The organism is Massilia violaceinigra, from assembly GCF_002752675.1.
In the GTDB taxonomy this organism is placed as follows: Bacteria; Pseudomonadota; Gammaproteobacteria; order Burkholderiales; family Burkholderiaceae_D; genus Telluria_A; species Telluria_A violaceinigra.
In genome coordinates, this window is sequence record NZ_CP024608.1 from 5,665,458 (window position 1) to 5,689,457 (window position 24,000).

The 24,000-nt window shown below is 65.0% G+C and carries 21 protein-coding genes; 5 read left to right on the plus strand and 16 right to left on the minus strand.

The genetic code is table 11. The features are described 5' to 3' along the window. Nucleotides 1–55: 55 nt before the first annotated feature. From CR152_RS24475 to CR152_RS34370, 3 genes are read right to left on the minus strand one after another with little or no spacing between them, the layout of a single operon-like run. Nucleotides 56–673 carry an NAD(P)-dependent oxidoreductase gene (locus CR152_RS24475; protein WP_099879354.1) on the minus strand — a complete coding sequence of 206 codons (618 nt, stop codon included), beginning with the start codon at nucleotides 671–673 and terminating at the stop codon, nucleotides 56–58. Then, complete coding sequence (locus tag CR152_RS24480) at nucleotides 670–1,155, minus strand: inositol monophosphatase family protein (RefSeq protein ID WP_307718607.1); 486 nt, start codon at nucleotides 1,153–1,155, stop codon at nucleotides 670–672. Before CR152_RS24480 ends, CR152_RS24475 begins: the two co-directional genes overlap by 4 nt. Beyond that, nucleotides 1,086–1,502 (minus strand): hypothetical protein, encoded by a 417-nt coding sequence (locus CR152_RS34370; protein WP_229413567.1) that lies wholly within the window; start codon nucleotides 1,500–1,502, stop codon nucleotides 1,086–1,088. Before CR152_RS34370 ends, CR152_RS24480 begins: the two co-directional genes overlap by 70 nt. Nucleotides 1,503–1,582: 80 nt before the next feature. Between CR152_RS34370 and CR152_RS24485 the strand changes: the two genes are divergently transcribed. The 3 genes from CR152_RS24485 (at nucleotide 1,583) to CR152_RS24495 (ending at nucleotide 4,972) form a co-directional block, all read left to right on the plus strand. Continuing rightward, nucleotides 1,583–2,215, plus strand: a complete 633-nt coding sequence (locus CR152_RS24485) for a TetR/AcrR family transcriptional regulator (RefSeq protein WP_099879356.1) — start codon at nucleotides 1,583–1,585, stop codon at nucleotides 2,213–2,215. Between the two features lie 337 nt (nucleotides 2,216–2,552). After that, a complete protein-coding gene (locus CR152_RS24490) occupies nucleotides 2,553–4,520 on the plus strand; it encodes a PKD domain-containing protein (RefSeq protein ID WP_099879358.1) in 1,968 nt (655 codons plus the stop codon). 206 nt (nucleotides 4,521–4,726) lie between these two features. After that, nucleotides 4,727–4,972, plus strand: a complete 246-nt coding sequence (locus tag CR152_RS24495) for a type II toxin-antitoxin system Phd/YefM family antitoxin (protein ID WP_099879360.1) — start codon at nucleotides 4,727–4,729, stop codon at nucleotides 4,970–4,972. A gap of 43 nt (nucleotides 4,973–5,015) precedes the next feature. Here CR152_RS24495 and CR152_RS24500 read toward each other — a convergent pair whose 3' ends face one another. From CR152_RS24500 to kbl, 4 genes are read right to left on the minus strand one after another with little or no spacing between them, the layout of a single operon-like run. After that, nucleotides 5,016–5,669: an SMI1/KNR4 family protein gene (locus tag CR152_RS24500; protein ID WP_099879362.1), complete on the minus strand. Its 654-nt coding sequence runs from the start codon at nucleotides 5,667–5,669 to the stop codon at nucleotides 5,016–5,018. A 6-nt stretch (nucleotides 5,670–5,675) separates the two neighbouring features. Continuing rightward, entirely contained in the window at nucleotides 5,676–7,073 is a 1,398-nt protein-coding gene (locus CR152_RS24505; RefSeq protein ID WP_099879364.1) for an L-serine ammonia-lyase, read from the minus strand. Nucleotides 7,074–7,121: 48 nt separating this feature from the next. Next, nucleotides 7,122–8,084, minus strand: a complete 963-nt coding sequence (locus CR152_RS24510) for an NAD-dependent epimerase/dehydratase family protein (protein WP_208640194.1) — start codon at nucleotides 8,082–8,084, stop codon at nucleotides 7,122–7,124. Nucleotides 8,085–8,102: 18 nt separating this feature from the next. Next, nucleotides 8,103–9,323 carry a glycine C-acetyltransferase gene (gene kbl / locus CR152_RS24515; protein WP_099882725.1) on the minus strand — a complete coding sequence of 407 codons (1,221 nt, stop codon included), beginning with the start codon at nucleotides 9,321–9,323 and terminating at the stop codon, nucleotides 8,103–8,105. Between the two features lie 214 nt (nucleotides 9,324–9,537). Between kbl and CR152_RS24520 the strand changes: the two genes are divergently transcribed. Beyond that, nucleotides 9,538–10,113: a helix-turn-helix domain-containing protein gene (locus CR152_RS24520; RefSeq protein ID WP_099882727.1), complete on the plus strand. Its 576-nt coding sequence runs from the start codon at nucleotides 9,538–9,540 to the stop codon at nucleotides 10,111–10,113. Between the two features lie 77 nt (nucleotides 10,114–10,190). On the opposite strand, the gene CR152_RS24525 is transcribed toward CR152_RS24520, so the two are convergent. Both CR152_RS24525 and CR152_RS24530 read right to left on the minus strand, forming a co-directional pair. Then, nucleotides 10,191–12,380 (minus strand): hypothetical protein, encoded by a 2,190-nt coding sequence (locus tag CR152_RS24525; RefSeq protein WP_099879368.1) that lies wholly within the window; start codon nucleotides 12,378–12,380, stop codon nucleotides 10,191–10,193. A gap of 118 nt (nucleotides 12,381–12,498) precedes the next feature. Continuing rightward, complete coding sequence (locus CR152_RS24530) at nucleotides 12,499–13,215, minus strand: alkaline phytoceramidase (RefSeq protein WP_099879370.1); 717 nt, start codon at nucleotides 13,213–13,215, stop codon at nucleotides 12,499–12,501. A 277-nt stretch (nucleotides 13,216–13,492) separates the two neighbouring features. Between CR152_RS24530 and CR152_RS33245 the strand changes: the two genes are divergently transcribed. Next, nucleotides 13,493–13,636, plus strand: coding sequence for a hypothetical protein (locus CR152_RS33245; protein ID WP_157778715.1), 144 nt, complete (start codon nucleotides 13,493–13,495; stop codon nucleotides 13,634–13,636). 45 nt (nucleotides 13,637–13,681) lie between these two features. Here CR152_RS33245 and CR152_RS24535 read toward each other — a convergent pair whose 3' ends face one another. The 7 genes from CR152_RS24535 to CR152_RS24565 all read right to left on the minus strand — a co-directional run bounded on the left by CR152_RS24535 (nucleotide 13,682) and on the right by CR152_RS24565 (nucleotide 23,995). Then, nucleotides 13,682–15,856, minus strand: coding sequence for a prolyl oligopeptidase family serine peptidase (locus CR152_RS24535; protein ID WP_370663830.1), 2,175 nt, complete (start codon nucleotides 15,854–15,856; stop codon nucleotides 13,682–13,684). A gap of 98 nt (nucleotides 15,857–15,954) precedes the next feature. After that, complete coding sequence (locus CR152_RS24540; protein ID WP_099879374.1) at nucleotides 15,955–18,366, minus strand: putative bifunctional diguanylate cyclase/phosphodiesterase; 2,412 nt, start codon at nucleotides 18,364–18,366, stop codon at nucleotides 15,955–15,957. A gap of 1 nt (nucleotide 18,367) precedes the next feature. Continuing rightward, entirely contained in the window at nucleotides 18,368–19,015 is a 648-nt protein-coding gene (locus tag CR152_RS24545) for a methylamine utilization protein (protein ID WP_099879376.1), read from the minus strand. Nucleotides 19,016–19,240: 225 nt separating this feature from the next. Beyond that, nucleotides 19,241–20,626: a tetratricopeptide repeat protein gene (locus CR152_RS24550; RefSeq protein WP_099879378.1), complete on the minus strand. Its 1,386-nt coding sequence runs from the start codon at nucleotides 20,624–20,626 to the stop codon at nucleotides 19,241–19,243. Nucleotides 20,627–20,857: 231 nt separating this feature from the next. Beyond that, nucleotides 20,858–22,870, minus strand: coding sequence for a TonB-dependent receptor (locus CR152_RS24555; RefSeq protein ID WP_099879380.1), 2,013 nt, complete (start codon nucleotides 22,868–22,870; stop codon nucleotides 20,858–20,860). A 93-nt stretch (nucleotides 22,871–22,963) separates the two neighbouring features. Then, nucleotides 22,964–23,320 (minus strand): hypothetical protein, encoded by a 357-nt coding sequence (locus CR152_RS24560; protein ID WP_099879382.1) that lies wholly within the window; start codon nucleotides 23,318–23,320, stop codon nucleotides 22,964–22,966. A 21-nt stretch (nucleotides 23,321–23,341) separates the two neighbouring features. Further along, the gene (locus CR152_RS24565; RefSeq protein ID WP_099879384.1) at nucleotides 23,342–23,995 is read right to left on the minus strand and encodes a 3'-5' exonuclease; all 654 of its coding nucleotides are present in this window, start codon (nucleotides 23,993–23,995) and stop codon (nucleotides 23,342–23,344) included. Nucleotides 23,996–24,000 lie beyond the last annotated feature (5 nt).

Genomic DNA, 24,000 nt, shown 5'->3' on the forward strand with positions numbered 1-24,000 from the left:
GAACAGAGGCGCCGCATGGAAGCGCGGCGCCCCGCTCTTTTGCGAACGCACCTGGCTACCGCGACACCACAACCGCCTGTCCGATGTAGGTGCCCTCGGCTGCTTCGCGCAGCATGAAGGCGGCAAGGTCGGCGCGGGACAGCCTGCCCGTGACGCCGGGTTTGAGTGCCGTCCCGGCGCGATACCTGCCGCTTCGTTCGCCATTCGTCAGTACGGGAGGCCGCACCAGGGTCCAGTCGAGTTCACTGTCGCGCACCAGCGCTTCCATGCCGTCCTTGTCGCGCATCTTCGCGGCGATCACCTTGCGGATAAAGCGGATGAACAGGGAGGCATTCCGCGTTTCCGACGCGCCGTACGCGCTCAATGCCACAAGGCGGCGCGCGCCAGCCGTGTTCATCGCCTGCAGGATGCTGCGTGCGCCCTCGGTACAAATGGCGGACGCTTCGCCCTTGCGCGCGCCGAGCACACAGATGACGGCGTCGGCGCCCTGCGCCACGCCGCTGACGATGGCCGGCTGCGCAAGCATGCCGACAACGATCCGCAGGCGCGGATGCGCGATAGGCAAACCATCCGCGTTGCGCACCAGCGCCCGGACCTGGTGGCCCGCTTCCAAAGCCTGCTCAACCAGGTGGCGCCCGGTGGCACCCGTCGCCCCGAAAATCGCCAGGTTCATGCCGCAGCTTCCAGCGTCGCCAGGACCGCCAGCGCCGGCGCTGTCAGCGCAGGCGCGCCCGCCAGGAAGCCGCCGCTGTCCGTGTTCCACGGCGCGCCGCGCAGATCGCTTACCCGGCCGCCCGCTTCGGCAACCAGCAACGCGCCGGCCAGCAGGCCGGACCGCACTTGGCTGGCTTGCCAGAACAGATCCTGATGGCCCTCCGCGACGCGAATCAGCTGCAGCGTCGACGGCACCGATACCTGCACCACCAACGCCGCCTCCAGCATCGCGGCGACCGAGCGTCCGATGTTCAGGTAGGCAGCGGTCCCTTCGTCCGGCGCAGCCTGGCCCGTGCCTACCATGGCGCTGCGCAAATCGGATTTCGACGAGGCACTCAAGCGCGTTCCGTTCAGCCACGCACCGCCGCCGATCAGCGCGGTATAGGTGGCGCCGCTGAGCGGCAGATGGATCGCGCACAGCACGGGCACGTTATCGCGCACCAGCGTCGCCGTGATGCCCCAGTCCGGCAAACCGTGGATATGGTTGATGGCCCTTCGACCGGATCGCACACCCACCACTCTCCCGGCGGCAAGGCGCCACGGCCTTCCTCGTCGTCGTCCCAGCGGGCGTTGGGGCGGGTGCGCGCCAGGGCTTCGCGCAGGATCGTCATCGATATGACGTCATTGGCCGCGATCGTTGCTGCGATTTCCAGCATGCTCAGCGGCCGCGCGGCAGGGTCGAACAGCGACGTGACGGCGTGGCCAGCCGCCTGCACTGCGACGACGGCTTCCAGCAGCAGCGCCTGGTCGCAGGCGCTCGGGATGGAAATGGATTCGGGATGGTTCATGCGTGATTCTTCCTTGGTTGCGTCAGGCGGCTCGATATTGCGCTTGACTTGACCCGGAAATGATATGAGCATGCTGTCGCATGAACAACTCGCAATCGAAGAAGGCGGTCGTGCGCCGGCTGGCGCCAAGGAAGACGCCATCCCAGCCCCGTTCCACCCATACCGTCGAGACCATTCTCGAGGGGGCAGCTCACATTCTCGAACAGCATGGGCTTGAGGGATACACAACAAATGCCATCGCCGCCCGGGCCGGCGTGAGCATCGGTTCGCTATACCAGTATTTTCCGACCAAGGATGCGGTGACGATCGCGCTGATCGAACGGGAATCGCTGGAGCTGGTGCGCGAGGCAAGCGAGGCGTTGCAGGGAAAGGAGCACCGGCGCGCGCTGCGCGAGCTGGTCGAGATAGGTATCCGCTACCAGCTGCGCCGGCCGCAGCTGGCCAGATTGCTCGATACGGAACAGGGGCGGCTGGCGTCGCTGATGCCGGATACCGTCCACGCTGCGGCGATGCGTGCCGCGCTGGCCGGATTTCTCGCGACCTACCCGGGTCTGGATGCGGCGCGCGCCGAACGAACGGCGTCCGACCTCATGGCGCTCATCAGCGCCCTGACGGATGCAGCCGGACGGGTAGAGACGGAAGTGTCGCCGTCCCTGGCCGATCCGATCGAAGGGGCTGTGCTCGGGTACCTGAACGCGTTATGCGGTTCCTGAGTCGACGCGATTGAATCGCTGCGGCGCGTACACCATTACAGGCCGCCGGCCAAAAAATGACACAGGTTGCTGACAACAGCCAGACCTTGTGCGCCGCTGATGCAAGATCGCCTTGCGCCGGCTTTTTGTTGCACGCGCCCACCATGCGCAGTCTCCATTTCCTCCAATCCTCTTGCGCCCGGCGTCGTCGCGACGCGCGGACTGTCGCGCCCTCAAGCCATCGCTTGACCTGAGCCAGTAACGGGCGCGGCGCTTTACCTAAGGTGAAGTCAGGGCACCCGGCCGCATGCGTCAGGCGACGGGTTGACTTGACGCACTCACTTAGCCGGAGAAAGACATGAGAACAAAAATGAGAATATGCCAACGCGGGCAAGACTGGACGCGTTGGATCCTGTGCTCGCTTGCCGCGCTGGCAGCATGGGGCCTCAATGCGCCTCCGGCCGCGTCCCAAGACACGGGCTACGCCGGCACCGCCAAGACGATCTACCGCATCGTTCATCTTTCCCCAAGCGCCAACGGCCCTTTGGATATCAACGGCAAAGGACAGGTTGCGTTCACCGAGGACGTCGGGAACGACCGGACCATGGCACGATTCTACGACGGGACGACCTTCAGCAATCTCGGGACGCTCGGCGGGGCGGGCTCCTTCGTCAATGGGCTCAATGATCTCGGACAGATCATCGGCGGTTCGAACTTCAATCCGGCAAGTACCGATACGCACGCCTACCGTTGGACCGCGCAAACAGGCATGCTGACTTTGCACAGCCCCCCGTACAGTTTCGCGACGTCGGCCGCGTTCGATATCAATAGCCGCGGACAGGTCGTCGGCTACCTCCCCTTCTCCGGACCCGTATTGGAGCCACTGCATGCGACGCGATGGAGCGCGGAGAATATACCGCTCGACCTGGGCACCTTGAACGGACCGTCGCTGGGAATGGCGATTAACGAGGCCGGGCACGTCGCGGGAAACACCCGAAATGCGGCTGGCAACGGCCTCGCATTCAGGTGGACCGAAGCGGGCGGCATGGCCGGACTGGGGACGCTTGGAGGCGCGGATTCGGACGCGGTCGCCATCAACGGCGCCGGCCACGTCGCCGGCCACTCGGCTACAGCGCAGGGACTGACCCATGCGTTCCTGTGGACGCCGGAGAAAGGCATGCTCGATCTCGGCCCGCAGCGCGCCGATGCCGACGCCTTTACGATCGCCATGAATGATCGGGACACGGTCGTCGGCGGCATTCGCTTCGTCGACGGCCCTTTCCGTGCCTTTGCCTGGACCAGGCCGGGCGGCATGAAAGAGCTGGGCACATTCGGCGGCCGTAATTCCAATGCGTACGACATCAATCAGGCCGGCCAGGTTGTGGGAACAGCCGAAGCGCGCGATGGCGGCGGCCGCGCGTTCGTGTGGACGAGCGCCGGGGGCCTGGTCGACCTGAACACGCGCATTGCGCTGGCGCCGCCGGGCTTCTCGCTGACGGCCGCCCGCGCCATCTCCGACAACGGCGCAATTGTCGCCGATTCGAATGCCGGGCTGGTCCTGCTGGTGCCGAAAGCCGCCACCCATGTTGCCCCCACGGTAGGTCCGATCCAGCTGCGCGGCGCAGCGCGGGTCAACAGGCCCCTGCCGATGTTCGCCAGCTTCGTGGACGCCGACCTGGGCGACACCCACAGGGCCACCTGGTCATGGGGCGATGGCAGCAAGGACGAGACGGGCACCGTCGTCGAAAGAAACGGCGCCGGCGTCGTGAGCGGCCAGCACACGTACCGCGCCACAGGCGTCTACACGTTGAAGCTCACTATCACCGACAGCAGCGCAAAGAGCGCGACCGTCCAGCGCACCGTGGTCGTACGCGGACCAGGCGCCTACGTCAGCGGCGAAGGCGGGTTCATCTCCCCACCCGGGGCCGTCACGTCCAGCAGGAGCCACTTCGGGCGCGCGACGTTCGCATTCTTTTCCGAATACCAGAACGACGGACGCCGGGCGCAGGGCAAGGCACTTCTGCGTTTCAGCACCGCCCATCTCAAGTTCGAGAGTACCCGCTTCGATTCGGTGGCGGTGAACAGGGCGAGGATCGAGTACCGTGGCGGCGGCACGGTGAATGGCACCGGGAATTACCAGTTCGCGCTCACGGCGGTGGCCGGCCCGAACCGGGCAGATGGCAAACACCGCCTGCACATCCGGATCTGGCATCTGGATGCGATGACGAACCGGGAGGTCGTCGATTACGACAACCAGGGCCGGTCGGACGCGGCAAGCGGCAGCCAGGGTGTGCTCGTTGACGATGGCGTGCTCAGGATGGAATAGGCCTGGCGAGCGGGCACAGGTTGCAGGGTGATGCCTGCGGGAGTGTCGGAAAGCGGCTCAAACGAGCCGCTAATGCGTCCTGAGCAGCTGATGTCCGCGCCTGAGAGATCCTGATTGCCGGCTGCGACACGGATCTGCTGCAGCGTGCGGCTTGCAAGCGAGCGTAACTTCGCTAAACTGGCTGAACCGACAAGAAGGAGTTTTGAATGAAAACGGTCAACATTCATGACGCAAAGACACATCTGTCCACTTTAGTGGAAGAGGCTGCGAAGGGGGAAACGTTTATTATTTCGATGGCCGGGAAACCGATGGTCAAAGTCATGGCACTCGATGCGCAGGCTACCGGTTCGGTCAGGCGATTGGGCTTTATGACGGGGCACGTGAACATCCCGGAGGATTTCGACACAATGGGAAAAAGTGAGATCGAATCCATGTTTGAAGACGGCAGGTGAAACTGCTGCTGGAAAAAGTCATCAAGACGCCCTTCGAATGGATCTACTCTTCCCAGCGCGCAACCACGTCGAACGAAACAGGGTTGGCATTGCCGACCTGGGCCCACAGCGCCTCCTCCTCGTCCTGGCTGATCCACGACAGCACCATGTCCGGACGCGCCCGGTAGCCCAGCTTGTAGGGCCGCTCCATTAGCGGCTTGGCCAGGCAGGCGCGCAGCAGATCCTGAAGCGCGGGTTCGAGCAGATCGATCACCCGGGCGACGTCGGCCCGTACATATCCGTCCGGATCGTCGCCGGCCTCCTCGTCAAGTTCCGTCAGGTTGGCGAACGCGGCCACGTACTGGCCCGTGACGAAGCGGTCGAAGCTGCTGAAATGCAGGTGCGACGCCCCTGAATCATGCCACACCATGCACACGCCCTCCTCCCCGCTGTGCAAGCGCACCAGGCAGTAGGCATCGCCCGCGCCGGAGCGGGCAAACGGCAGAAACACATTGCCTTTCTGCTTGGCGGGATTGAGCCACTCGCCGATCACTTCGCCGGCGCGCTGCGCCGACAGCCAGTGAAAGTCATAAATCGCCAGCAACGCCATCTGCTCGGGATCGTCCCGGCTCGCCCGACCCGACTCGATCAGCCGGCGCAGCGCCGGCGGCAAGGCAATGCCGGTCGAAAAGGCCAGCGCATCGAAGGAAGCGCTCATGCGCCCTTAGCAGGCCGCGTGGTTGACCGTCACCACGTGGATCGCCAGCCCGCCGAGCGAGGTTTCCTTGTACTTGTCCTGCATGTCGGCGCCGGTCTGGCGCATGGTTTCGATCACGTCGTCCAGACTGACGAAGTGCGTGCCGTCGCCGCGCAGCGCCAGCGAGGCCGCGGTGATCGCCTTGATCGCACCCATGCCGTTACGCTCGATGCACGGAATCTGCACCAGCCCACCAATCGGGTCGCACGTCATGCCGAGGTGATGTTCGATGCCGATTTCGGCCGCGTTCTCGATCTGCTCATTGGTGCCGCCCAGCGCCGCCACCAGTCCGGCCGCGGCCATGGCGCAAGCCACGCCCACTTCGCCCTGGCAGCCGATTTCGGCGCCCGAGATCGAGGCGTTCTTCTTGCACAGCATGCCGATGGCGGCCGACGTGAGCATGAAGTCGCGCACTCCGCGCACCGGATCGCTCGGACGGCAATCCTCCGCATAGTAGCGCAGCACCGCCGGAATGATGCCGGCCGCGCCGTTGGTCGGCGCCGTCACCACGCGTCCGCCGGCGGCGTTTTCTTCGTTGACCGCCATCGCGTACAGACTGACCAGGTGCAGCGCATCGTGCGGCAGGTCGTTGGCACGATTGTCGCCATTGAGCGCATCCTGCGCCTGCTTCCACAGGTTGGCCGCACGGCGCTTGACGTTCAGGCCACCGGGCAGCTGCCCGCCCGTCACCAGGCCATGCGCGATACAGTCGCGCATCACGTGCCAGATCTTGTCGATGCCGGCATCGAGCACCGCGCCATCCATGCGCGCGCATTCGTTCGCGCGCAGCATTTGCGGGATCGTCAGGCCGGTGGCGCGGCCGTGCGCCAGCAACTGGTCCATCGTGTCGAAACTGTAGGGAATCGGCGCGGTGCTCTCGCCATTGCTCTGGCGCGCCTGCGATTCGCCGGCGGCGTGAATGAAGCCGCCCCCGACCGAGTAGAAAATCCGTTCGATGACGCTGCCGTCATCGAGCTTGAGCGTGAAGCGCATGCCGTTCGGGTGTTCCGGCAGCGAAGAGCTCTTGTGCCAAATTAGGCCGGTGCGGACCGAAAACGGCACTTCCTGGGTGCCCAGCAGTTTGATCACGCCATCGAGTTCGGCTTCGGCCAGCATGTCTTCGACCCGCTCCGGGTCCACGCCCTGCGGCGTTTCGCCCATCAGGCCCAGGATGACCGCCTTGTCGGTCGCGTGGCCGACGCCCGTCAGGGCCAGCGAGCCATACAGCGCCGCCTCGACCCCCACCGCACGATCCAGCGGACCGCATTCGACCAGGAAACGCCGCGCCGCCACCATCGGCCCCACGGTGTGGGAACTCGACGGCCCGATGCCGATCTTGAATAGGTCGAATACGCTCATGTCCATCAGTTGCCTCTTTTATGTTTTTTATGTGGTGTGTGTCGGTGAAACGAATCAGGCAGCCTTGGTGAGGCTGACGTCGATATTGGCCAGCATGTCGGCCACCAGCTGGTCGATGCCTACCTGCGCCTTCCAGCCCCAGTCGGCCGTGGCCACGCTGTCGTCCAGGCTTTGCGGCCAGCTGGCGGCAATCGCCTGGCGGCTGTCCGGCTTGTAGCCGATCTCGAAGGCCGGCAAGGCGCGCCGGATTGCTGCCGCCAGTTCGCCCGGATTGAACGATACGCCGGCCACATTATAGGCAGAACGCACTGCGATTTGTCTAGATGGGGCATCCATCAATTCGATGGTGGCGCGGATTGCGTCGGGCATGTAGATCATCGGCAGCGTGGTATCGGGGCCGAGGAAGCATTCGTAGCGTTCGCCGCGCAGGGCCGCGTGGAAGATCGCGATCGCGTAGTCGGTGGTGCCGCCGCCCGGAGGCGACTTGTAGCTGATGATGCCCGGGTAGCGGATGCTGCGCACGTCCACGCCGTATTTGGTGAAGTAGTACTCGCACAGGCGCTCGCCGGCGAGTTTACTGATGCCGTAGATGGTGGTCGGGTCCATCACTGTGAATTGCGGCGTGGCCTGGGGCGGCGTGTTCGGGCCGAAGGCGGCGATCGACGATGGCCAGAACACGCGCAGCGGCTTGCCCGCTTTGCCGCGTTCGCGCGCCACTTCCAGGATGTTGAGCAAGCCGTCCATGTTCAGGGTCCACGCCTTGAGCGGGGCCTGTTCGCCGGTGGCCGAGAGCAGCGCCGCCAGCTGGTAGACCTGGGTGATGCCTTCGTCGGCCACCAGGGCCGTCAGGCGCGCTTTATCGAGCACGTCGAGCTGGGTGTAGCGCGCCGCCTTGTACACGTTGTTCGCGCCGATGTCCGAGGCAATGACGTTGCCGGCGCCATGCTGCTGCGCCAGCGCGCCGACCAGTTCACTGCCAATCTGGCCGTTCGCGCCGATAATAAGAATGCGTTCCATGTGCTTGATTCCGTTTTATTAGTGTTCTTGATTCTTGAGAATGCCCAGCTCGCGCCCGGCCTGTTCGAATGCTTTCAATACCGTGTCGAGCTGTTCGCGCGTGTGCGCGGCCGACAGCTGCACCCTCACCCGCGCCTGCCCCATCGGCACCACCGGGTAAAAGAAGCCGCTCAGCAGCACGCCCAGTTCGTACATGCGCGCCGCGAAGCGCTGCGCCACGGGCGCCTCGAACAGCATCACCGGCACCACCGGGTGCGTGCCCGGCTTGATGGTGAAGCCGATGCGCTCGATCTCCTTGCGGAAGTAGGCAGTGTTTTCGTGCAGGCGGTCGCGCAGTTCGGTCGACGTCGAGATCCGCTCCAGCACCGACAGCGAGGCGCCGGCAATCGATGGCGCCAGCGTGTTCGAGAACAGATACGGACGCGATTTCTGGCGCAGCGTGTCGATCACTTCCTTGCGCGCGGCGGTAAAGCCGCCCATCGCGCCGCCCAGAGCCTTGCCCAGGGTGCCGGTGATGATGTCGATGCGGCCCATGACGTTGTGGTGTTCGTGCGTACCGCGCCCGGTCTTGCCCATGAAGCCGGAGGCATGGCATTCGTCGATCATCACCAGCGCGCCGTATTTGTCGGCCAGGTCGCAGATCTTGTCCAATTGGGCGATGGTGCCGTCCATCGAGAACACGCCGTCGGTGACGATGACCTTGTGGCGCTTGCCGGCGGCAATCGCTGCCTGCAGCTGCACTTCGAGGTCGGCCATGTCGTTGTGCTGGTAGCGGTAGCGGCCCGCCTTGCACAGGCGGATGCCGTCGATGATCGAGGCGTGATTGAGCGCGTCGGAAATAATGGCGTCGTTCTCGTCGAACAGCGGCTCGAACACACCGCCGTTGGCGTCGAAAGCGGCCGCGTACAAAATCGTGTCTTCAGTGCCCAGGAACTGCGAGATCGCTTTTTCGAGTTCCTTGTGCACGGTCTGGGTGCCGCAGATGAAGCGCACCGACGACAGGCCGTAGCCGTACTTTTCGGTGGCGTCGATCGACGCCTGCTGCGTTTGCAGGTCGCCCGACAGGCCGAGGTAATTGTTGGCGCACATATTAATCAGCGTGCGGCCATCGTCGGCCACCACTTCGGCGCCCTGGCGCGACGCCAGCACGCGTTCCGGCTTGTACAGGCCCTGTTCGCGCAGCGTGTCCAGGTTTTGCTGCAGGCCGCTGAAAAACGCACTCTTCGCTTGCTCGCTCATCATTATTCCTCGTCATGTGGTTGCCGGCTTGACCGACTGTTGGACTATGCTGTACCGTGTTCCGGAGCGCACGACTTCAACCGCGCCGTGAAATTCCGTTATGTCGAACACAAATTCAATATAATGGATACTACCCAAGCCGAGTGAACTTGGCAAGCCTCGGTTTGCTTATATGTATGGAAATTTTTTGTTTGAACACTGTTACGAAAACTTGATGAAACCACCTGTATCGACCAATTCTCCACCTGAAGTAGGCGCCACCTTGCAGCGTTTGCGGCTGGCGCGCGGCCTGACCCTGGAGGACTTGTCCCGGATCGCCGGCGTGTCGAAATCCATGTTATCGCAAATCGAAAGGGAGAAGGCGAACCCCACGATTGCGATCACGTGGCGTTTGGCCAACGCCCTGGGCGTGGCCATCGGCGAGCTGCTGTCGGCCGAAACGCGCCCGGTCGAGACCATCCGCGTGCTCGACGCCCACGAAACGCCGACCCTGCCCGGCACCCATGCCGGCTACGTGCTGCGCATCCTGGGACCGATGGATCTTGCTGGAAAGTACGAGTGGTATGAGCTGACCCTGGCGCCGGGCGGCGAACTGGCGTCGCAGGCCCACGATCCGGGCACCAGCGAGCATATGACGGTGCTGCACGGCACCATGGAACTGGAAGTGGGCAGCGACAAGAAGAAAATCAAGCTGGGCGGCACGGCGCGTTACCCGGCCGACCAGAATCACGTGATCCGCAACGCCGGCAAGACCGAGGCCAAGGCTTTGCTGGTGGTGGTGCACCGCTGACATGGTGGTCATTCCCGCGCAGGCGGGAATGACGGTTTCGAAGTTTGCGGTCAGGGCCAGCCATCCCTTTCAACAGCCTACGCCGTGGCCAGCTTCAAACAAAGGCCCACGAACGCTTCCGCGCCCCAGCCAACATAGCCGCTGTCGACGATGGTGCGGTCGCTCGCGCCCAGGCGGATCACATAGCCGCACCTGGGCATGCCGCTCGTGTCGAGACGCCACACGCCGCCTTCGCCCGTGGTCGGCACCGCCGGGTAGGTACGCGGCAGCGGCAGCGGCGCCGTGAAGTTGCCGCCCAGCGCGGGCTGCACCGACACACTCAGGCTGCTGAAATGCTGGCCGCTGACCTGATACGTGCCTTCGATAACGTCACCGATGACGAAATCGGCACAGCTGCTTGTTTCCGTTGTTATTTTGAAACTTCCGGCCGGAATTCGCGGCCCGGCGTTGTCCAGGCGCACGATTGAGGGATTACCCGCATACACCACATTGGCGGCATCCTTGACTTCCATCCGCACCTGCCACGCGCCGGTCTTGCCGGCAGTATCCCAGCGCGCCAGTACATTCCCCAGCACAAAGATCTCGGCATTGCCGGGCGCGCCCGTGCGGTCTTCCTGATAAGTATAGAAACCGGCCGCGTCGACCGCCTGCGGGATCGTCGGCAGGAAACTCCATACTCCATCGAGCAACTGGCTGCGCGCCAGCGGAAAGGTGTTGGCAAGCAACTGGTCGCCGTTCCCGCCGTTGACGATGACGCGGTACTTCAGGGGGCCGGCACCGCTGCTGATATCGGTCGGGTTGGCGATATGGCCAGTAATGACGACTTCGCCCCCAAACGGACTTTGCACCGCTGTAAAGCCGGCCAGTTGCGCCGGGCCGCTGGCGTAGCCGGCGCCGTCGATGTCGGTCAGCGCCATGCTGCCGATGGTGTCGATGATCGGCTGGCGACCGGTCGGCGCCGGCCCCCTGCCCGCGCGGACATGCACCAGCGTGTCGAGCCGGTTGCCCCAAACGGGAATGTAGTCGGGATTGTCGCACGGCGCGCCCACCTGCCACGACAGGGTGGCGCGGATCGGCACCAGCACCGGCCCTTCCTGGCAGGTGCGGCGATAGCGGTCCAGGTCGACCGGCAGGAACACCGAGTATTCAAGTCCCTCGCGCGGCATGCGCCCGATATCGTGCACGGTGACCGAGGTGGTGCCAAGACAGGTCGCGAACGTGCCGTCATCCTTGAAGTCGCCCCAGAAGGTAACGAACTCCTTGCTGCCGGCCGTGCACGGGCCGCCGGAGTAGCCGTTCGGCAGCTTGATACGCAGGACGCCGACCAGCGTGTCCTGCTCGTAATTGAGGCCAATGCATTCGAGCTGCTCGTAGCGGGTGCTGCTTTGCGCGGGGAACAGGGTGTCGGCGATGTCGACGTCGAGCTCGGTCAGCACGCCCGTGAAACCCGGCGCCATCAGGACATCGGTCAGTTCGGGCTGGCTGACCAGGTCGTGCAGCTCGCCGAGCGCGTAGCGGTGCGGCTCGACGTCGCGGCCCTTGTACAAGGCTTGCAATTCGCGCGTACCGAGTACTTTCGGCGGGCTGATCTTCACTTCCTGTTTGGCGTCGATCATTTCGGCGAGCACCGGCGGCAGCGACAGCCCGGCATGCTGGAGCAGATCCTCGATCAGGATGGTGCGCAGCGGATCGACCCGGATGTGGGTGTTGTGGATATTGCCCCAGACCGGCACGAAATTGGGCGTGTCCGGCGGCGGCGGCACGTTCCACGCCAAAATCGCGCGCACCAGCCAGGTATTGTCGAGAAAGCAGAAGCGCTTGGCCGGGTCGATGCGCAGGGTCACCGCGTATTCCAGGCGGCGGCGCCCGGTGCTCCCTTCGGGAATATCGAACGCGAAAAAGCTGGTCAGGCCGGCATCCTGCCAGCTTGCGCCGTCGTCGCTCGACAGATAAAAGCGCACGTATTCCTGCGAGCCGGACGAACAGATGCCGCCGCCGTAACCGTTCGGCTGGAAAATGTAGACCACCGCGTCGAGCCGGTTAAACTGCGGCTGGAATCCGACGCAGGCCAGGCGCTCGTAGGTGGTGTTGAGCTTGATGTTGAGGACCGGTGGAAACGGGCTCGCCTGGATGTTGCCGAAGTAATTGGGGTTGGTCATCACCAGCGCGCGGAACCTGGCGCGCTCTTCCGGCACGATGGGCGGCGGCGGACTCTTGGCCTCGGGCTGCCTTGACGCTTGCTTGCGTCCGGAATCGTCGGTTTTCATTATGGGTGCTCCTCATGGGTGGGGTACACAGCGCAGTGTGAACCGCCAATAGAAGAGCTCGCTTATCGTGCGTCAAAGCCCGACAGCGACGCCGGACTTTACAATTTTGCGTGGAAAATCAGTGCCTTGCCGCGATCATGCGGGTCAGGACCAGGGCCGCCAGCGCGGCCAGCAGGTGCTTGAGCGTGTGGCCGCTGACGGCGTGGATGGCGTTCAGGATGGCGCCATCGGCCAGTTCGCACAGCTTGGCGAGCACGTACAGGCCGATGGCGACACCAAACGCCCGCCGCTGCGCGGGCGCGGCGCCAGTCTGCCACTGCAGCAGCGGCACCAGCACCAGCGGGGCCAGCTGGATCAGCAGGTAAGGGCCGAGGTTGCCGGTGGCCGACCACCAGAACACACTGGCCGCTCCCAAGCCGCACAGCACGGCCAGGGTGGGCAGCGGCGCGAAGCGCGCGGGGAAGGCATCGTCCAGCGCGGCGGCGAGCAGCGACACGCAGGCCAGCGCGATCGGCAGGCGGTCCCAGATCAGGCGTGTGTCGTCAGGGGCCAGGTGATACCAGGAGGAGCCGACGCCGGTCAGCACGATCGCGACGAAGAACATGGTGTGGGCGGCCCGCGCGGGGCGCACGTGCAGCAGGCCGAACAAGCCGATGACCAGGAAACCAAGGTTGGACAGCACATCGGCGGCGTTGGCCAGGCCCGAGAGCGGGCGCTCGTCGGCGAAGGCGTGGTAACCCGCGGGCTGCAGGATCGGACCGGCCAGCAGCATGGCGGCGGCCAGGAAGGCGGCAACGTACAGGGCGATGTTGGGTCGGGCGTGGGCGAGCTGCATGACGGTCCTTTGCTGTGAAGTGGAGGTCACTGTGCATCGGATTGGCGCGGATGGGGTAACGGCAGCGGCAAGCACCGTGGGGCGGAACACTGAGTGGCGGATGTCGATACCTTGCCTGATTTCATGTGCGGCCGGACCGCCCGCCTGCACGCATTGAGCGGGCATAAAAACAGCGTCCGGCGCGCTTGTTTTATCCGGAGGCCGGATTCGCGGCGACGATGAATGGTTCGACGACACGCTGTTCGGCGTCGGCGGACCCGGCATCGACCGCGTCGGAGTGGACGGGAGTTTCTCGCTGTCGGCCATCGTCCCGGCCAGCGAGCTGAACGAAGACTGGGGCCAGGATGAGGTGTATGCCGTGGTCAGCGTGGAAGAACTAAGTGGTTCCTTCAAGAGCCACACGATCAAGCGCGACTTCTAAGGCCGATCCCCTCGCCGCCACCAGCACGGCGAGGGGACGACGGGTTTACTGCGCCGCCACCTTGGCCGGCTCGTTCATGCGCAAGGCGCGGCTCAGGAAGCCCCAACGGTCGGCCACTTCCTCGATCATCTTGGTGGTCGGCTTGCCGGCGCCATGGCCCGCCTTCACATCGATGCGGATCAGGATCGGCGCCGCGCCTGCCTGGGCTGCCTGCGCCGCCGCCGCGAACTTGAAGCTGTGCGCCGGCACCACGCGGTCGTCATGGTCGGCCGTGGTGATCATGGTCGCCGGGTAGCACGATCCCGCCTTCAGGTTATGCAGGGGCGAATACTTCACCAGCGCCTTGAATTCATCCGCATTGTCGGACGAACCGTAATCCGAAATCCACGCCCAGCCGATCGTGAATTTATGGAAGCGCAGCATATCGAGCACGCCCACCTGCGGAATAGCCGCCGCGAACAGTTCCGGACGCTGCGTCATCGCCGCACCGACCAGCAGGCCGCCATTGCTGCCGCCACCGATGGCCAGCTTCGCCGGCGAGGTCACCTTGTTCGCCACCAGCCACTCGGCCGCGCCGATGAAGTCGTCGAACACGTTCTGCTTTTGCAGCTTGGTGCCCGCCGTGTGCCAGCCTTGGCCGTATTCGCCGCCGCCGCGCAGGTTGGCCACCACGTACACGCCGCCCATTTCCATCCACGCCAGGTTGGCCGTCGAGAAGCTCGGGGTCAGCGAGACGTTAAAGCCGCCGTAGCCGTACAGGTAGGTCGGATTGCTGCCATCGAGCTTGAGGCCCTTTTTTGAGACGATGAACATCGGCACCTTGGTGCCATCGCGGCTCGTGTAAAACTGCTGGCGCGTTTCGTAGGCGTTCGGATCGAAGTCCACGATCGGCTTGCGGAACACCGTGCTCACGCCGGTTTTCATGTCCAGGCGGTAGGTGGTGGTCGGGTTGGTGAAGCCGGTGAACGAGTAGAAGGTCTCGCTGTCGCCACGCTTGCCGTCAAAGCCGGACACCGAGCCGATACCCGGCAACGCGATGTCGCGTACCAGCTTGCCCTTGCGGTCCATGACCTTGACCACGCTGCGCGCGTCGGCCAGGTACTCGGCGATGAACTGGTTGTTCACCAGCGAGACGCCGACCAGGGTGTGCGCGGTCTCGGGGATGATCTCTTTCCACTGCTTCTCGGCCGGCTTGCGGATGTCGATGGCGATCAGGCGCGAACGCGTGGCGTTCTTGTCGGTACTGAAGTAGAACACCGGGCCATCGTTGTCGATGAAGTTGTAAAAGGCCTCGAAATTGTCAATCAGCGGCACGACCTTGGAACCCGGCTTGGTCAGGTCCTTGTAGAACATGCGAGATTTCTGCGCGGAGCCCTTGTAGGCGGTGATGATCAGGTATTTGCCGTCGTTACTCACCTCGCCGCCGAAGCCCCATTCCTTTTCGTCCGGACGGTCGTAGACCAGGGTGTCTTCGCTCTGCGGGGTGCCGACCTTGTGGTAGTACAGCTTCTGGAAGTAGTTGATGCCGGCCAGCTTGGCCGCTTCTTCCGGCGCGTCGTAGCGGCTGTAGAAGAAGCCCTTGCCATCCTTGGTCCAGGAGGCGCCGGAGAACTTGACCCACTTCAGATGGTCGTCCAGGTCCTTGCCGGTGTCGATGTCGCGCACCTTCCACTCGTTCCAGTCGGAGCCCGATGCGGCGGTGCCGTAGGCGAGGTATTTGCCGTCCGGGCTCACTGCGGTTCCGGCCAGGGCCACGGTGCCGTCGGCGGCCAGGGTGTTCGGGTCCAGCAGCAGGCGCGGCTCGTCGCTCAGCGACTTCATCGTGAACAGCACCGCCTGGTTCTGCAAGCCGTTATTGCGGCTGTAGAAATAGCGCCCGCTTTCCTTGTACGGCACGCTGTAGCGCTCGTAGTTCCACAGCTTGGTCAGGCGCTCCTTGATGGCCGCGCGCTCGCCGATCTGGCCGAGGTAGGACTGGGTGACCTTGTTCTGGGCGTCGACCCACTCCTTGGTCTCGGCGCTGTTGGCGTCTTCGAGCCAGCGGTACGGGTCGGCGATGCTGGTGCCGTGATACATATCCTGCTGCTCGACTTTTTTCGTGACCGGATAGGTCGTTGGCGTGCCGCCGGGTGCGCAAGCCGGGGTCGGGGCCTGGGCCAGAGCCTGGCCGCCGAATGCGGCGAGCAGGCTGGCGACGAGGACTGCATGTCTCATTTGCATGGTTCTGTCTCTTGATGGGATGGGCAACTTTGCCGGGGACGATAATAGCGCGAAATCCGGGCCGTGGCGATGACCGGCCGCGCATCACAGCGGGCGAATCAGGCCGAACCGACCGTATCCGAATACGGCAGCGCCGACCTGGCCGGCGGGGTCCAGGCGGCGATCCAGCCAACCAGCTTGTCGGCCGCGATCGGGCGGCTCATGAAGTAGCCCTGGCCCTGGTCGCAGCCGAGCGCGGCCAGCAGGCGCCATACGGCCTCGCTCTCGATGCCCTCGGCCACCACGCGCAAGCCCATGTTGTGACCCAGGTCGATGGTCGAGCGCACGATCTTGGTGTCGCCGATATCGTTTTCCATGTTCAGCACGAACGACTTGTCGATCTTGAGTTCATCGACCGGCAGGCGCTTGAGGTAGGCGAGCGACGAGTAGCCGGTGCCGAAGTCGTCGATCGACAAATCGACGCCCATGGCGTGCAGGCGCTCGAGCGTCTGCTGGGCGCGCACCGGGTCGTCCATGATCGCGCTCTCGGTGATTTCGAGGCAGAACGAGCCGGCCGCCAGCTGGTGGCGCGTGAGAATGTCCCTGAACTTGGCCGGCAGGTCCTGGTCGAGCAGGTCGCGCGTGGACAGGTTGACCGAGATTTTCAGATGGATGCCCTGCCGCTGCAACTGGCTGCACAGCGCCCCCGACTGGTCCAGCACCCAGCGCGTGAGCACGCGGATAAAGCCGGTCTGCTCGGCGAACGGAATGAACTCGTCCGGGAACACGTTGCCGCGCTCCGGATGGGCCCAGCGCACCAGCGACTCCACGCCCACCACTTCGCCGGTATCGAGCCGGATCTTGGGCTGCACGTGCAGGCGGAATTCGTTGCGCTCGATGGCGTTGCGCAGTTCCGTGAGCAGGCTCAGGGACTTGGCGCTGGACTTGTCCATGGCGGCGTCGTAGGCCACGGCGCCGTCGTTGCGCTGCTTGGCGGCGTACATCGCCACTTCGGCCATCGACAGCAGCGACTCGGGATCGGCGCCGTTGATCGGAAAGGCGGCCATGCCGAGACCGGCGCCGATGTCGACCGTCTGGTCTTCCAGCGAGAGCGGCGCTTCGAGCGCGCGCAGGATGCCCGCGGCGACCTTGTGCGCATGGTCGATCGAGGACGCCGGCAGCAGCACCACGAATTCGTCGCCGCCCAGGCGCGCCAGGCAGGCTTGCGGCTGGGTCTCGCCGAGCAGCGCGCGCAGGCGCTCGGCCACCTTTTGCAGCAGGACGTCGCCGAAAGCGTGGCCCATGACGTCGTTGACGTGCTTGAAGCGGTCCAGGTCCATCATCAGCACGAACACTACGTGCTCGCGCTGGCGCGCCTCGGCCAGCGCCTCGCCCAGCTGCAGCACGAACTGGGCGCGGTTGGGCAGGTCGGTCAGCGAATCCCAGTAGGCCAGACGGCGGATTTCCTGTTCGCGCTTGGCGATCCCGTCGCGCATGCCGGCGAAGGCCTTGGCCAGGGCCCCGATTTCATCCTTGCGTGCGAGGTCGATGCGGCCGTCGTAGTCGCCCAGTTCCATGCGCCGCGCGGTGCCGGCCAGGTGGCGCAGCGGCTGCGCGATGCGCATCGCGGTGATCACCGCCACCCCGCAGGCGACCAGGGTGGCGACGATGGTGAGGATCATCAGGGTGCGCTGCAGGCTGGTGTATTCGGCGGTGGCGTCGTCGATCGAGCGCGCCAGCACCACGTCGGCGTGGCGTCCGCCCTCGAGGCCGAGCGGCAGCAGGCGCGCGCTGTAGCGAATGCCGCCGGCGTCGAGATCGAACGGGCGCGCCAGGTTCTCGGGCAGCGCCTGCAGCGCGCGCGCCACGGCCGGCATGGCCGCGGCGGGCAGGGTCGACTCGAACGGCGTCCACGGGCCGTCCGGCTGGCGCGTGAAGATCGCCACTTCCAGCTGCGAGAGCTGGCGCATGTCGAGCACCAGCTGGCGGTCGAGCACGAAACCCATCACCACCCAGGCGATGGTGACCGGCGCCTTGACCGGCATGATCACCACCTGCACCGGGCGCTGGTCGACAATGGCGACCGCGCTGGCGCCATCGTTCTGCTCGGCCTGGTCGAGCAGGCCGAGGACCAGCTTTTCGAGCGAGCCGTTCTTGACGATGCCGTTTTCGACGGTGACGCGGCGTTCGCCATCGATCAGCATGGTCAGGTCGGCGCGCGCGCGGCGCCCGCTGTTGACCAGCGCCGAGGCGATGGTGGCGCGGTCGTCCTCGTCGCCGTTGCCGATGGCTTGCACGAAGGCGGTGTCGCGCGCCAGCACCTGGGCGCTGAAGCGCTGCTTCTGGGCGTTCTGCTCCATCAGCTTGCGGAAGACTTTTTCGCCGTTGACCAGTTCGGTGGCGATGCTCGAGCGCGCGTTGGCATTGATGCCTTGCTCGATCACCACCAGGCCGATCGCCTGCACCGCCACGATCAGCACCAGGAACAGGGTGACGATGCGCCCTTCCAGGCTGTTGAAACGCAGCATCATGCTAGTAAGACGCACCGGCACCCGGCGAGTCGGCGTCCGGCGCGGGCGGCTTCATGGTGAGTTTGACGCTGGCGGCGGTGGCGCCCTCGCCCGGCTTGACCGCGACGGCTTGCTCGACGGCGGCGCCGGCCATGTTGAAGTGCCAGGACGAGAGCGTGTATTTACCGGCCGCGGGGACCTCGATGCGGGCCACGCCGGCGGCGTCGGTCTTGGCGAAGAACGGGGTGTCGACCACCTTGATGTAAGCGAGCATGCGGTCGTGGATATTGCAGCCCAAAACGACGATGCCGGCCTTGTCGAACACCTGTGGCGTGGCCGCCACGCCGGAGTACAGCTTCTGGTCGAATTTCTTGGCGGGCGAGAAGGAGTAGATATGGTGCTTGACCTTGTCGTAGTTCGGGAACGAGACACGGCTGCCGGTCTGGATCACCGATACCAGCGGCAGGAAGCGCAGGCCGCGCTGCTCGATCTCGGCCGCCTTGAGCGTCTTTGGGACGGCCGCGCCGCCGTCCGGCTCGGCCGCCACCACCACGTCGGCCAGCGGCTTGCCGCTGCTGTCATTGACCTGCACCGTAATGGCGGTGGCGGCAGCGGCGGCGCTGGCCAGCGACATCCCGGCACAGCTGATCAGACGAAGTAATGGTTTCATGGGCGCGCATCCAAGGTGGACAGAAATCCCGCAGGCACGCGGGGCAGTACAAGCCTTTCGGCGAGCCTGTCGGTGAGCCTATTGTAGCGTCTGGAAGAAAGTTCCGAGCAGAACTTTCAACCGAGTCAGGAGACTTGCAGGTCTTGGGATTTCGGCGCGGCATCAACCGGTGCGGCGGCACGTTAATAGAATGAACACGGTCCCGCCCTGCCGGGCGCGGGCCGCTTACGCCGCGCCGCGCACGCCCTTGCCCAGGCCGGCGTGGGCGATCAGCCACAGGCGCGACTGGTCCACCGCCGAGCCGATCTCGGCCGGGGTGAGGCGGCGCGCCACGATGGCCTTGTTGGCGTTGGCCGTTTCGTCGCCGGCGTCGGCCGCGAGCAGCATCCACATGTAGGAGCGCACGGCGTCGCGCGCCACGCCGCGCCCGCTGTTGTACATACCGCCCAGGTTGTACTGGGCCAGCGCGTGGCCCTGCTCGGCTGCCTGGCTGTACCAGTAGACGGCCATCGCATCATCCTGCGGCACGCCCTGGCCGTTGGCGTACATGACGCCCAGGTTGTTCTGGGCGCTGGCGTCGCCCTGCTCGGCCGCGGTGCGGTACCAGTGCGCGGCCTGGCTGTCGTCGCGCGGCACGCCCTGGCCGCTGGCGTAGATCACGCCGAGGTTGAACTGGGCGTTGGCCGCGCCCTGTTCGGCGGCGCGCCGGTACCATTCGAGCGCGCGGTACTCGTCGCGCGGGGTACCGCGCCCGTTGGCGTACATGCTGCCCAGATTGTATTGCGCCAGCACGTGACCCTGTTCGGCCGCGCGCGCGTACCACTGCAGCGCGCGGTGTTCATCCTGCTCGGCGCCCTGGCCGTTGGCCAGCATCACGCCCAGGTTGAACTGGGCGTCGCGGTCGCCCTGCTCGGCCGCGCGCTGCAGCCAGGCCACGGCGCGCAAGGGATCGGCGCGCACGCCCACGCCGTCGGCATAGGCCACGCCCACGTGGCGCTGGGCCATCGGGTTGCCTTGGGCTGCGGACTGGCGGAACCAGCACAGCGCCTGTTCGTCGCTGGCATCCACGCCCTGGCCGCGCTTGAACATCAGACCGAGGTTGAGCTGGGCCACGGCGTCGCTTTGCAGGGCCGCCTTGCGGAACCAGTTCATGGCCTGCTCATAACTGACCGGCGCGCCCTGCCCGGCAAGGTAGCATTCGGCCAGCAGGGTCTGGGCGCTGGCCGATCCCTGCTCGGCGGCGCGCTGGAACCATGCCAGCGCCTGCTCGTGGTTCTGTTCGACGCCCTTCCCCTTGCGGTACATCAGCCCCAGGTTTTGCTGGGCCGACGCCTCGCCCTGTTCGGCCGCGCGGCGGAACCAGCGCGCGGCCTCGGCATCGTTGTGGGCGACGCCGCGGCCGTGGTAATACATCGAACCGAGGTGATTCTGGGCGAATGCCAGCCCTTGCTGGGCCGCCAGCCGCAGCCAGGTGAAAGCGCTGTCGTAATCGCGCTCTTTTTTGCACATCAAACCCAGGTTGAACTGGGCGTACGCATTGCCGCGTTCTGCAGCTTGGCGGAACCACATGTAGGTTTGATAGTTCTCGCGGGTGGTGTTCTGGCGGTCCATGCTTCATCCTCCGGCGCCAACGCCGTTGAAACTGCAGGATTATCGGGCTGCAACAGGCAATAAGCGACCTGAGAAGTATTGCTAAAATTTTAATAGGACAAGCGTGCCGGAGTTTGACTGGGAACAAGCGGACCCGCAGGTGGGCGCGTTAGGCGGCATGAAAAAACCCCGCTGAGATCGCTCTCAGCGGGGTTTGGTTTCGGCCTGAAACAAATTATGGCTTGTGCCTGCTTAAAACTTGGTGCGAACGCCGAACAGGAAATTTCGGCCGGGCAGTGGCGAGACCTCTTTTAATACCGAGGTCGACAGGCGGATGTCCTCGTTCAACAGATTGCGCGCGATCATGAACCAGGTCAGGTCGACGCTGCCGATATGCTGGGTATACGACACATTCGCGTTGAGCTGGGTATAACCGGGCGTGGCGTTCTGCTCGAAACTGGCGAGCCGGTCCTGGCTTTGGGCGCGCACCACCGACATGCCGGTACGCACGGCGCCGCTGCGATAGCCGACATCGGCGCCGATGCGCGAGGCCGGTTGCAGCGGCAGGTTGCCGCCGTGATCGAGCTTGCCGCGCGAGGTGTCGGCAAAGGCGCGCAGGGACAGGCCGGCGCCGTGCTGGTTGTAGGTCACTTCCGCTTCGGCGCCGCGGATGCTGGCGTCGGCCTGCTGGTAAATGCGCTGCAGCAGTTCCTCGCCCGGATTGCCTTCCTCATCCATCATGGCGCCGCTGATATTGCCGTAGATGAAATCCTTGACCTTGTTCTGGAACACGTTGGCCTTCCAGCGCACCAGGCCCGACACTTTCTGCAGCGACAGCTCGATATTGCGCGAGGTTTCCTTTTTAAAGTCGGCGTTGCCGATATCGAAGGTCTGGGTGGCGTCGTGCGGGCCGCCCGAATACAGTTCCTCGGTGGCCGGTGCGCGCTGGGCCACCGACACGGTTGCACCGGTCGCGTAGCCGGGCATGAACGGCCACAGCGCGCCCACCGAATACGAACCGAGGTCGAACTTGCGGTCCTGGTGGCCCAGCGGCTTGCGCTTGACCGATTCCAGGCGCGCGCCGGCATTGACCCGCACCGGGCCGAATTCGCGTTCCTCGACCAGGAAGGCCGCCCTCGAAGTCGAGTGCGTGACCGGCACCGTGTCCGGGCCGCCTTCGGCGCTCAGGGCGCTAAAGTGGGTATTCTCGGTCTGCATGCCCAGGGTGCCGTGCCAGCCGGCCAGCGGCGCGTGGGTCAGCTCGGCGCGGGTTTCCAGCGCGCGGTTCTTGAACAGCACTTCCGGATGGTTGTCGTCGTCCAGTTCGGCATGGTCGTAATCGGTATAGCCGAACTTGATCCTGATGTTCTCGACGCCGGCAAACGGCATCTTGAACAGGGAATCGGCATCGTAGCGGATCTGCGACTGGTCGATCTGCGAGCCTTCCAGGCTGGGAATGCCGTAGCGGTTGTTGAGCGTGGCCACCGACACACCGGCATGGCCCCAGTCGCCGATGACCGAGGCGCCGGCGCCGACCGTATCCTGGCGCGTGAACGATTGCGGCAAGCGGCCCGAGGCCGAGCTTGGGTCGCCCAGCACGCGGTTGTCGGGAATCTTGTAGTCGTCGGCGCGGCGGATATTGCCATCGATGTGCAGGCCGATATGGCCGACCGCGCCATCGAGCGCGCCCGAGGCGCTGCGGCCGCGGTCCACAGTGCCGTAGCGGGTTTCGAACTGGCCGGCCGGTTTGGCTTCGAGCGCGGTCGGGATGCGTTCGTTGACCACGTTGACCAGGCCGCCAATAGCGCCCGAGCCGTACAGCAAGGCGGCCGGGCCGCGCAGGATTTCGATCTGGCGCGCCACGGCGCCGTCGGCCGATACCGCATGGTCGTTCGACAGGCCGGAGACGTCGGCCACCGCCATGCCGTTTTCCAGCATCTTCACGCGCGAGCCTTCCAGCCCGCGGATGATGGGGCGCGAGGCGCCGGCGCCGAAGCCCGACGCGGACACGCCCAGTTCCTGCGATAGCGTTTCGCCGAGCGAGGAGCCGAGCTTGTCGCGCAGTTCGTCGCCGGACAGGATCTTGGCGGGCGCCAGAATCTGGTCGCCTTCGGACTTGCCGAACGGATTGGCGGTAACGATCACCTTGGGTACGACGGGATCGGCGGCGGCGGAAGCGGCGGCGGCAACTTGCGCATTGGCGTGGTTCAGGGCGGACAGGGCGGACAGAATCGCGCTGGCAAGCAGCGTACGTTGGACATTCATGTAAAAAACCTCAGGCAAACAAAAAGTGACAGACAGGCGCACGCGGGCAGGCCGCGCGCGGCCTGACGTATGCACAGAAACAGGGTATGGCTGTCAGGCCTGAGGTGGTCCGCGCGGTTCGAACGCGTTCAGCGTGCGCGCGCGCGCCGCCTGGGGGGAAATCGATGCGGCCGGCGCCAGCGCGGCATCGGCGAAGATGAAACCGTGCGCATGGCTGGGCAACGGTCCGGCCAGCTGGGCAAAGGCCAGACACTGGTCGCAGCTCTGGTCGCGGGCGATGGCGCGCGAGAGCGCACTGCCCTCCCCGTCAGGCTGCGGCTGCGCCTCGGCCTGGGCCTGGCCGCCGGCGGAGGCCGTGCTCCAATGCGACATCACGTGCATGGTCGCCATCTGCTGCGACATCAGCAGCAGAAGCGACAACAGGATGCGAATGGAGAACTGGCGGGTCATGGTGCCAATATTGTAAAGCGATCAGGCGCTTTGCGGCACTTTTTTTGCCAGCAGTGCGGCGTCGGCCATCTGGCGCAGGTAATCGGGCACCTTGGCCGCGCTCAGTTTGTTCATCGACACAAGCAACTGGGGCGCGAGCGAACCGAATCCATAAGTGTCGCCCAGATGGCGCGCGATGTGGATCAGCACCTCGGCCGCCACCTCGGCATCGGACTCGGCGCGGTGGGCGGCGCTGCGAAAGCGGATGCCCAATTGGCCAGACAACAGGCCCAGCTTGTAACTCGACAAGCCCGGAAACACCCGGCGCGACAGCTTGAGCGAACACACCAGCCCCTCGTGCGCCGTCGCCAGTCCCAGCCGCTCCGCCTCGGCCTTGAGGAATTTTTCGTCGAAGCTGGCGTTATGGGCCGACAGGGCGTCGCAGCCGATAAAGTCGAGCAGTTGCGGCAGCACGTGCTCGACCGGCGGCGCCGAATCGACCATGGCCTGCGAAATGCCGGTCAGCTGGGAAATAAAGTAGGGAATGCGCGCGCCGCAATTGACCAGCGACACATAGCGCTCGGTCACGCGGCCGTCGACGATGCGCAGCGCGGCCACTTCGGTGATGCGGTCGCCGCTGGCCGGCGACAAACCCGTGGTCTCGAAATCGAGCATGACGATCGGTTTCTCGAACACGGCGC